The sequence below is a fragment of the Frateuria sp. Soil773 genome, from assembly GCF_001428405.1.
Classification (GTDB): Bacteria; Pseudomonadota; Gammaproteobacteria; order Xanthomonadales; family Rhodanobacteraceae; genus LMSL01.
In genome coordinates, this window is the sequence record NZ_LMSL01000019.1 from 58594 (window position 1) to 66887 (window position 8294).

Sequence of the window (8294 nt, forward strand, 5' to 3'; positions counted from 1 at the left end):
ACCTGGAGAAGCCGCCATGTCCTTGTACCGCCCCCTGATCCTGGCCGCCGGCACCGCCGTGCTGGCCGCCTGCGCGACGGTGCCCCAACCACTGCAGGGCACGTATACCGATATCTCCACCCGCAGCGCCCAGCAGGGCGGCGCCGGCGGCACCAAGGTTCGCTGGGGCGGCGAGATCATCAAGACCGAGCCGGGCGAGCAGCAGACCTGCTTCTTCCTGCTGTCGCGACCTCTCGACAGCCAGGCGCGCCCGAAGAGCGGCGACAACGGCGACAACCAGGGGCGCTTCGTCGCCTGCCACCAGGGCTTCTACGATCCGGAAGTGTTCGTCCGCGGCCGCGAAGTCACCGTGACCGGCACCCTGCACGGCACCGTCTCGCAGAAGGTCGGCGACTACGACTACGCCTATCCGCGGGTCGAGGCCGACGTGGTCTACCTGTGGCCCAAGCGCGTCGCCGTGCGCTACCCGCCGGGCTACTACGATCCGTTCTGGGGTCCCGGCTGGGGCCCGTACTGGGGCCCCTGGGGCGACCCGTTCTGGTATCAGCCGCGCGTGATCGTGGTGCCCCGCACGGTACACCCCCACCCGCACAAGTGACCGAAACGAAAACGCCGGCGCAAGCCGGCGTTTTCGCATGTACCGCGGCCGTGCCGCTCAGCCCGGCGGCCAATGCATGCGCCGCCCGGCCAGCAGGTGCACGTGCAGGTGGAACACGGTCTGCCCGCCGTGCTCGTTGCAGTTGATGACGGTGCGATAGCCCTGCTGCGCGAAGCCTTCGCGCTTCGCGTAGGCGGCGCACGCCAGCAGCAGCTTGCCTAGCAGTTCGGCGTCGCCGGCGACGGCATCGTCCAGGGTCGCCAGCGGGCGCTTGGGGATGAACAACACGTGCACCGGCGCCTGCGGGTTCACGTCGCGGAACGCCAGCACCTCGTCGTCCTCGTACACGATGTCGGCGGGAATCTCGCGGCGGATGATCTTGCCGAAAAGGGTGTCGCTCATGCGGATGCTCCGATGGACCTACAGGCGCAACAGCATACCTTGCGACGCCGGCGCCACCAGCTTGAAGCCGTACTGCTGGTACAGCCGGTAGGCCTCGCCGTCGGCGAACAGGCCGATCATCGCGCCGGCCGGCGCGCGCGCATGCAACTGCTCCATCAGCGCGGCCATGATGCGCTTGCCGATGCCCTGCTGCTGGCGGTCCGGGCGCACGGCGATGTCGACCACCAGGAAGAAGCAGCCGCCGTCGCCGACCACGCGCCCCATGCCGATCAGCTCGCCGCCGTCGCGCACGCACACCGCGCACCAGCTCGCCGGCAGGCCCTGGCTGGCCTGCGGCCCGCTCATCGCGCTGAGGCCGGCCGCCGTCCGCAGCGCGCGGTATTCGTCCGGCGCGGGAATCTCCAGGGTCAACACGGCTTCGCTCTTGCTCATCGCAACCTCATTCCAGTGACTGCCGGCTGCCGAACGCATGCGCCAGCGTGCCGCGGTCGACGAACTCCAGCTCGCCGCCCAGCGGCACGCCATGCGCCAGCCGGGTCGGCTTGACGCCGCCGGCGCGCGCCAACTGCGCCAGGTAGTGCGCGGTCGCCTCGCCTTCCACGGTGGGATTGGTGGCGATGATCATTTCCTCGATCTCGCCTTCGCCAAGGCGCTCGGCCAGTTGCGCCAGGCCCAGTTCGTCCGGCCCCAGGCCGTCGAGCGGCGACAGCCGGCCCAGCAGCACGAAGTACTGGCCGCGGTAGCCGGTGGCCTGCTCGATCGCCGCCAGGTCGGTGGGCGACTCCACCACGCACAGTACGTGGCGGTCGCGGCCGGTGCCAGCGCACAGCGCGCAGACCGGCTCCTCGCTGAAGTTGCGGCAGCGCGTGCAGTTGCCGATGCGCCGCATCGCCTGCTCCATCGCCGCGGCCAGTTTCAGCCCGCGCTCGCGCTCGCGTTCCAGCAGGTGGAAGGCCATCCGCTGCGCGCTCTTGCCGCCCACGCCGGGCAGGCAGCGCAGGGCTTCGATGAGGTCGGCGAGCAGAGGGGAGCCTGATGACATGGGGACGGTCTGAGAAGTGAGTGGAGAGGAGTGAGGAGCGAGAGAAAGGCAGAGGCGCGCAGGCTGGTGCCTGCTCTCGCTCCTCACTCCTCTCCACTCACTCCTGCTCTGTCAGAACGGCATCTTGAAGCCGGGCGGCAGGTTCAGGCCGGAGGTCACCCCGCCCAGCTTGCTCTTGCTCGCCTCGGCCACCTTGTTCACCGCGTCGTTGATCGCGGCGGCCACCAGGTCCTCGGCCATTTCCGGATCGTCCGCGAACAGCTTGCGGTCGATCTGCACCCGGCGCACTTCGTGCGCGCCGGTCATCAGCACGGACACCAGGCCGCCGCCGGCGCTGCCGGTGACTTCCAGCCTGGCGATCTCTTCCTGCGCGCGCTTCATGTCTTCCTGCATGCGCTGGGCCTGTTGCATCAACTGGCCGATCTGTCCTCTCATCTCGATGCTCCGTCGGTTTTCGATAATCAGCTTTCAAAAATCAGCTTTCAAAAGGCTTGATGGATTGCGGTACCACCCGCGCGCCGAACTCGCGCTTGAGCGACTGCACCAGCGGGTCGTCCTCGATCGCCTGCTCGGCCGCGGACTGCGCCGCTTCGCGCACGGTCGCCGCGCGGGCCGCCGGCGTCTGCGCGGCGCCCTGGCCGTCGACCACGAAGCGCAGCTTGATCCGCTCGCCCAGCACGTCGCCGATGCGGTCGGCCATCTGGCTGACCATCGGCTCGACCGCCAGCCCCATGTACATGGACTGCACGACCAGCACCAGGGTGTTGCCGTCGCGTTCGCGCAAGGCGGCGTTCTGCGCGAGTTGGCCCATGCCGCCGCGCAGCCCTGCCCGCTCGATCAGCGATTCCCAGTGCGGCAGGCCGCGCGCATCGGCCGGTACCGGCGCCTGCACGCTGGGCGCCGCGGCGGCGGGTGCCGGTGCGGCAGGCGTTGGCGCCGGCTGGGCCGGCGGCGCGTGCGAAGGCGCCGCGCGGACGGCCGGCGACTCGTTGCGCGGCGTGACGAGCGCGACGGGCGCAGCCGGCGCCGGGCGCGGCGCAGGCACGGGACGCGGCGCGCGCTCGGCCGGCGTGGGCGCGCCCGCTTCGCCCGGCCGGAACGCCAGCATGCGCAGCATGGCCATCTCGAAGCCGATGCGCGCATCCGGCGCCATCGCCAGGTCGCGGCGGCCGGTGGTGGCGATCTGGTAGTAAAGCTGCACGTCTTCCGGCGCCATCCGCTCGGCCAGCGTGCCGAGCGCGTCGTCGCCGTCGGCTTCGCCGCCTTCGTGGCGGTAGCCCGTCACCAGTTGGATCAACTGGAGCCGATGCAGCGTGGCGGCGAGATCGTCGAGCACGCCGCCGAAATCGGGCGAGAACGAGGCGATCCGCTCGCACTCGGCCAGGAGCTGCGCGCCGTCGCCGGCCGCCAGCGCGTCGAGCAGGCCCAGCACCTGGCCGCGCGCCACGCTGCCGAGCATGGCGCGCACGTCGTCGGCCCTGAGCGTGCCGCCGCCGTAGGCGATCGCCTGGTCGAGCAGCGACAGGCCGTCGCGCAGCGAGCCGTCGGCGCCGCGCGCCAGCTCGCCGATCGCGCCGTCTTCGTAGGGGATGTTTTCCGCACCGAGGATGTGCCGCATCTGGCCAGCGATCTGCTCGGGCAGCAGGCGCTTGAGGTTGAACTTCAGGCAGCGCGACAGCACGGTCACCGGTAGCTTCTGCGGGTCGGTGGTCGCCAGCAGGAACTTCACGTGCGGCGGCGGCTCCTCCAGCGTCTTGAGGAGCGCGTTGAAGGCCGGCTTGGACAGCATGTGCACCTCGTCGACCAGGTACACCTTGAAGCGGCCGCGCGCCGGCGCGTACTGCGCGTTCTCGATCACCTCGCGCACGTCGTCCACGCCGGTGTTGCTGGCCGCGTCGATCTCCAGCAGGTCGACGAAGCGGCCGGCGTCCACCGCCGTGCACACCGCGCACTCGCCGCACGGATCGGCCGACTCGCCGCGCTCGCAGTTGAGCGACTTGGCGAAGATGCGCGCGATGGTGGTCTTGCCCACGCCGCGGGTACCGGTGAACAGGTAGGCATGGTGCATGCGCCCGGAATCCAGCGCGTTGGTGAGCGCGCGCACCACGTGTTCCTGCCCCACCAGCTCGGCGAACTTGCGGGGCCGCCACTTGCGGGCGAGTACCTGATAGGACATGCGTCGGAAGCCTGCTTGCCTTGGATCGGAGGTCGATTGTGCCACTAAGGAAGGTCCGATTTTGCCCGTCGTCCCGGCGCGCTGCTTTTCAACAGCCGAAGGGCTGCTCAAGCCGGGATCCGGCGTCCTCGATCCATGGAACGCAAGGACACGGGATTCCCGCCTGCGCGGGAATGACGGACGAAAACGGCTTGTCCGGACTGTCGCCAGGTCATCGCTGACTCATTCCAGATGGGGGCAAATCGGGAGCCCAAAAGGCGGCGACCCTGCCAGCCACACCCCGGCACCCGAATCGTTCGCTACCGTTGCTTCCTTCCGGACCTGGCGGAGTTTACGAACTATCGTCGCGGGGGGACCGACAGGGTCACCATAGAGACGTGCTGTCGCACCGGCCGGGGCCGCTGCGCGGTTTCACACTGGCGGAGAGGGCGGGATTCGAACCCGCGATACGGGGATAAGCCGTATACACACTTTCCAGGCGTGCTCCTTCAACCACTCGGACACCTCTCCGCATGGGTGAAACCGCCTTGCCCGGCACTCAGGCCGCGGCAAAGAAGCGGAAGGATAGCGGGAGCCCCGCGCGGGGACAAGAGCGAGCCGGGGCGAAAAACGGACGCGCACGCGCGGCCTTCCGCGGCCGGCCTTTGGCCGGCTTCCGCCGCGACGCCCGGCGAATTCACTCCACACGGGAAGCGAAGGGTCGCAGCCGCACACCATGATGCGCCCTACCCTTGGATGACTGCGGTATTCCCGGCCGCTATCCGGCATCGGCCCGCGGCACCGACGGCGCGGGCAACGCCACGCGCTCGCCGGCGGCCGCGATGCGGTAGCCGCGCCCGCGCAGCGCTGCGCCGTCCGCCGCGCTGCCGTAGTGGTAGAGCAGCAGCCGCTCGCGCAGCGCGGGCGGGTACTCGCGCTCGACGTCGTCGATGCCGGTGTGCGAGGGGTTGCCGGTCAGGCCGCAATCGTGCGCGACCAGCTCGCCGCCGCCGGCATGCTGCTCCAGCACCTCGGGAATGGGCCGGGTGTCGCCGGTGTAGGCGAAGCTGCCGGGCAGCGCGATGCCGTAGGACGTGCCGGGCACGTGGTGCCGGGTGGCGAACACATCGAACCACAAGCCGTCCAGCCAGAACCCGCGCGTGCACGGCACCAGTTGGAACGCCTCCCAGTAGTTCACGCCGCCCTCGGCCAGCACGCCCGGGTAGTCGGCCACCCGCGCCTGCAACCACGGCAGCAGGCGGGCGTGCAGGAATACCCGCGTCTTGCCGCGCAGCCGTTCGTCGAACCACAGGCGGATGAACAGGCGCTCCATCCCCGCCACGTGGTCCATGTGCGTATGGGTGATGAACAGCGCGCGCGGCAGCGCGCCGTAGGCGGCCAGGTAACGGTCCAGCGTATCCGGGCCGCAGTCGATCAGCAGCACCGGCTCGCCATCGCGCTCCAGCACCGCGGCCGACGCGCCCAGTTCGACGGCATGCGCCGCGCCGACGCCAAGGAAATGCAGGGACCAGTTCATGCGGCCAGCGTACGCTCGTAACGGTAGACCAGGGGTTGCCACAGCGTTTCCTCGAACCGCGCCTCGCCCTCGCTGGCCGCCCCCAGCTTCAGCAGCGACCGGCGCAGCCGCAGCAGGTTGGCCTGGCGCCAGGACTCGGCCGGCCGACGCAGCCGGCCGCGGTCGAAATCCAGCAGGTACAGCCCGCCCGGCGCGACCAGCACGTTGTGCGCATTGAGGTCGGCATGCCAGATGCCCTCGCGGTGGAAGCGCGCCACCAGCGCGCCGACTTCCTCCGCCAGCCCGGCATCCAGCCGCCCTGCGGCCAGGCGCGCGGCCAGCGTGTCCGCGTCCGCGATGCGGCCGGTGATCAGGTCGGCGGTATAGAACGGCCCGCGGCGCACATAGCGCGCCGCCACCGCCCGCGGCCCGGGCAGGCCCAGCTCGGCAATGCGCGCGAGCAACCGGAACTCTTCGAAACAGCGCGTCCTGTCCGCGCCGGTCCACAGGTAGCGGTCGCCCATCAGGGCGGCCACCAGGCCGCCTCGGCGGTAATGCCGCAGCACGCATTCCCCCGCCGGCGTCGCGATGACCGATACGCCGCCGCGCCCGCCCGACTGGACGTGCAGGCCGCCCTGCGCGCGCCAGTACGCGGGCGAGAACCAGTCGTCGTCGACTTGTGGGGACACCGCGGCGTCGAACAGAATCGCCCCGACCGCCCCTTCGCGGATTCGTTCCTGCATCTTCATGCCCGGCCGTGCCGCGGCGCCATCAGTCCAAGTCCCGCGATTCTAGCCCAAGCCCATGACCGTTCCCGCCTCGCTCTGCCTGCTCCGCACCTCCGCCATCGGCGACGTCACCCATGTCGTCCCCCTGGTGCGCACGCTGCAACGCGCCTGGCCGGATACCGCGCTGACCTGGATCGTCGGCAAGCTGGAGCGCAAGCTGGTCGGCGACCTTCCCGGGGTGGATTTCGTCACCTTCGACAAGGGCAAGGGCTGGGCGGGCATGCGCGAAGTGCATGCCGCCTTGCGCGACCGCCGCTTCGACGCGCTGCTGCAGATGCAGGTGGCGATGCGCTCGAACCTGCTCAGCCTCGGCATCCAGGCCGGCCGCCGCATCGGCTACGACCGTGCCCGCTCGCGCGACCTGCATGGCCTGGTCGTCAACGAGCGCATCCCCGCGCGCACCGGCGAGCATGTGCTGGATGCACTGGGAAGCTTCTGCGAGCCACTGGGACTGAAACAGACCGAGGTGCGCTGGGATATCCCGGTGCCCGACGAAGCCCGCGCCTGGGCCGCCGAACAATTGCCGGGCGAGGCACCGACCCTGCTGGTCAGCCCCGCCTCCAGCCACGCCCTGCGCAACTGGTTGCCGGAACGCTACGCCGCCGTGATGGACCATGCCGCGACGCGCGGCTGGCGCGTGGCCCTGGTCGGCGGCCCGTCGCCGGGCGAACGCCGCATGGCCGATGCGGTGCTCGCCGCCTGCAAGCGCGCGCCGCTGGACCTCACCGGCAAGGACACGCTCAAGCGCCTGCTCGCCATGCTCGGGCGCGCGCAGTTGCTGCTCACCCCCGATTCCGGCCCCATGCACATGGCCAACGCCGTCGGCACCAAGGTGCTGGGGCTGCACGCCGCGAGCAATCCCGACCGCTCCGGCCCCTATTCCGACCGACGCTGGTGCGTGAACAAATACGACGAGGCCGCGCGCCGATACCTGGGCAAGCCGGCCAGCGAGATCGCCTGGGGCCGCAAGATCGAGCGACCCGGCGTGATGGAGCTGATCGGCGTGGACGACGTGGTCGAGCGCTTCGAGGCCGCGGCCCGTCATCTCGATCTGCCGTAGCAAGGCTCCCCGCGCAAGGAGGCTGGAATCCTGCACTGGAGACCGTGGGGGCAACACTCTGCATGGGAAACGGGCGAGAATGCTTGAGCCGCAGCGAGCCGATCGGGAATACCGCAAAAGCGCTGCGATTGAAGCGGGTCCACCGGCGCATCACGCCCGTCCCGCCTACGGCACGACGCCCGCGCGGAACTAGACCGCCCGATAATCCTGGTACGACTTCTCCTCCACCAACTGCGAACCCAGCTTGAGGTTGATCTCGCGCTTCACCGCCGCGCGCACGTCGTTGCGGAAATACACCGAGCGCGCCAGCTCGATGAACTCGGCATCGAACGCCTGCGCCTTCTCCTTCAGCCGGATGCGGTCCTCGATGTCCCACAGCTCCTCGTTCACCGCCAACAGCCGCGCCCGCTCGTCCGCGATGTCCGTCTGCGACGCCGCATCGTTCGCCCACGTCGCATTGAGCAGGTCCAGCTCGTTGCGCACATTGGCCAGCTTCGCCTCGTCGCGGATCTGCCGCGACTTGATCTCAAGGATGGTGATCTTGTCGATCAGCTCGCCGTATGACACGGGGGTTTGGATCAGGCTCATGCAAGGCTCCGGACAAGGGGATTACGCAGTCCCTCCCTCCGTGAGGGCCAGGGACAAGGGCACATCATAACCTCGCCTCCAGCCATCCGTAGCCTTCCCCGTCAAGTAGCGCACTCAAAAGGAGAAGTTTGCCGCTCGCAGTGTT

General features: G+C 69.7%; 10 protein-coding genes, 1 tRNA gene and 1 other RNA gene. 2 read left to right on the forward strand and 10 right to left on the reverse strand.

Annotated elements, in window-relative coordinates; all coding sequences use genetic code 11:
- Nucleotides 1–16: 16 nt before the first annotated feature.
- Entirely contained in the window at nt 17–598 is a 582-nt protein-coding gene (locus ASG87_RS08825) for a Slp family lipoprotein (RefSeq protein WP_056003942.1), read from the forward strand.
- A gap of 57 nt (nt 599–655) precedes the next feature.
- Here ASG87_RS08825 and ASG87_RS08830 read toward each other — a convergent pair whose 3' ends face one another.
- The 9 genes from ASG87_RS08830 to ASG87_RS08865 all read right to left on the reverse strand — a co-directional run bounded on the left by ASG87_RS08830 (nt 656) and on the right by ASG87_RS08865 (nt 6462).
- Nucleotides 656–1000, reverse strand: coding sequence for a histidine triad nucleotide-binding protein (locus ASG87_RS08830; RefSeq protein ID WP_056003946.1), 345 nt, complete (start codon nt 998–1000; stop codon nt 656–658).
- Between the two features lie 18 nt (nt 1001–1018).
- On the reverse strand, nt 1019–1432 hold the full coding sequence (locus ASG87_RS08835; protein WP_056003949.1) for a GNAT family N-acetyltransferase: 414 nt from the start codon (nt 1430–1432) through the stop codon (nt 1019–1021).
- 7 nt (nt 1433–1439) lie between these two features.
- Entirely contained in the window at nt 1440–2042 is a 603-nt protein-coding gene (gene recR / locus ASG87_RS08840) for a recombination mediator RecR (protein ID WP_056003951.1), read from the reverse strand.
- Nucleotides 2043–2153: 111 nt separating this feature from the next.
- Nucleotides 2154–2477 (reverse strand): YbaB/EbfC family nucleoid-associated protein, encoded by a 324-nt coding sequence (locus tag ASG87_RS08845; protein ID WP_056003954.1) that lies wholly within the window; start codon nt 2475–2477, stop codon nt 2154–2156.
- A 40-nt stretch (nt 2478–2517) separates the two neighbouring features.
- Nucleotides 2518–4218, reverse strand: coding sequence for a DNA polymerase III subunit gamma/tau (dnaX, locus tag ASG87_RS08850; RefSeq protein WP_056003955.1), 1701 nt, complete (start codon nt 4216–4218; stop codon nt 2518–2520).
- Nucleotides 4219–4482: 264 nt separating this feature from the next.
- Nucleotides 4483–4579, reverse strand: an RNA gene (gene ffs, locus ASG87_RS19295) — signal recognition particle sRNA small type.
- Between the two features lie 56 nt (nt 4580–4635).
- A tRNA-Ser gene (locus ASG87_RS08855) sits at nt 4636–4728 on the reverse strand.
- 247 nt (nt 4729–4975) lie between these two features.
- Nucleotides 4976–5734 (reverse strand): MBL fold metallo-hydrolase, encoded by a 759-nt coding sequence (locus tag ASG87_RS08860; protein ID WP_056003958.1) that lies wholly within the window; start codon nt 5732–5734, stop codon nt 4976–4978.
- Nucleotides 5731–6462, reverse strand: coding sequence for a 3-deoxy-D-manno-octulosonic acid kinase (locus ASG87_RS08865; protein WP_056003961.1), 732 nt, complete (start codon nt 6460–6462; stop codon nt 5731–5733). The genes ASG87_RS08860 and ASG87_RS08865 overlap by 4 nt, the downstream gene beginning before the upstream one ends.
- 55 nt (nt 6463–6517) lie before the next feature.
- Between ASG87_RS08865 and ASG87_RS08870 the strand changes: the two genes are divergently transcribed.
- A complete protein-coding gene (locus tag ASG87_RS08870; RefSeq protein ID WP_056003964.1) occupies nt 6518–7561 on the forward strand; it encodes a glycosyltransferase family 9 protein in 1044 nt (347 codons plus the stop codon).
- 189 nt (nt 7562–7750) lie between these two features.
- Here ASG87_RS08870 and ASG87_RS08875 read toward each other — a convergent pair whose 3' ends face one another.
- Nucleotides 7751–8149 carry a DUF6165 family protein gene (locus tag ASG87_RS08875; protein WP_056003967.1) on the reverse strand — a complete coding sequence of 133 codons (399 nt, stop codon included), beginning with the start codon at nt 8147–8149 and terminating at the stop codon, nt 7751–7753.
- Between the last annotated feature and the right edge of the window lie 145 nt (nt 8150–8294).

Coding starts and splice junctions, on each gene's coding strand:
- ASG87_RS08825 (WP_056003942.1), top strand. CDS start 17: ATGTCCTTGTACCGCCCCCTGATCCTGGCCGCCGGCACCGCCGTGCTG.
- ASG87_RS08830 (WP_056003946.1), bottom strand. CDS start 1,000: ATGAGCGACACCCTTTTCGGCAAGATCATCCGCCGCGAGATTCCCGCC.
- ASG87_RS08835 (WP_056003949.1), bottom strand. CDS start 1,432: ATGAGCAAGAGCGAAGCCGTGTTGACCCTGGAGATTCCCGCGCCGGAC.
- recR (WP_056003951.1), bottom strand. CDS start 2,042: ATGTCATCAGGCTCCCCTCTGCTCGCCGACCTCATCGAAGCCCTGCGC.
- ASG87_RS08845 (WP_056003954.1), bottom strand. CDS start 2,477: ATGAGAGGACAGATCGGCCAGTTGATGCAACAGGCCCAGCGCATGCAG.
- dnaX (WP_056003955.1), bottom strand. CDS start 4,218: ATGTCCTATCAGGTACTCGCCCGCAAGTGGCGGCCCCGCAAGTTCGCC.
- ASG87_RS08860 (WP_056003958.1), bottom strand. CDS start 5,734: ATGAACTGGTCCCTGCATTTCCTTGGCGTCGGCGCGGCGCATGCCGTC.
- ASG87_RS08865 (WP_056003961.1), bottom strand. CDS start 6,462: ATGAAGATGCAGGAACGAATCCGCGAAGGGGCGGTCGGGGCGATTCTG.
- ASG87_RS08870 (WP_056003964.1), top strand. CDS start 6,518: ATGACCGTTCCCGCCTCGCTCTGCCTGCTCCGCACCTCCGCCATCGGC.
- ASG87_RS08875 (WP_056003967.1), bottom strand. CDS start 8,149: ATGAGCCTGATCCAAACCCCCGTGTCATACGGCGAGCTGATCGACAAG.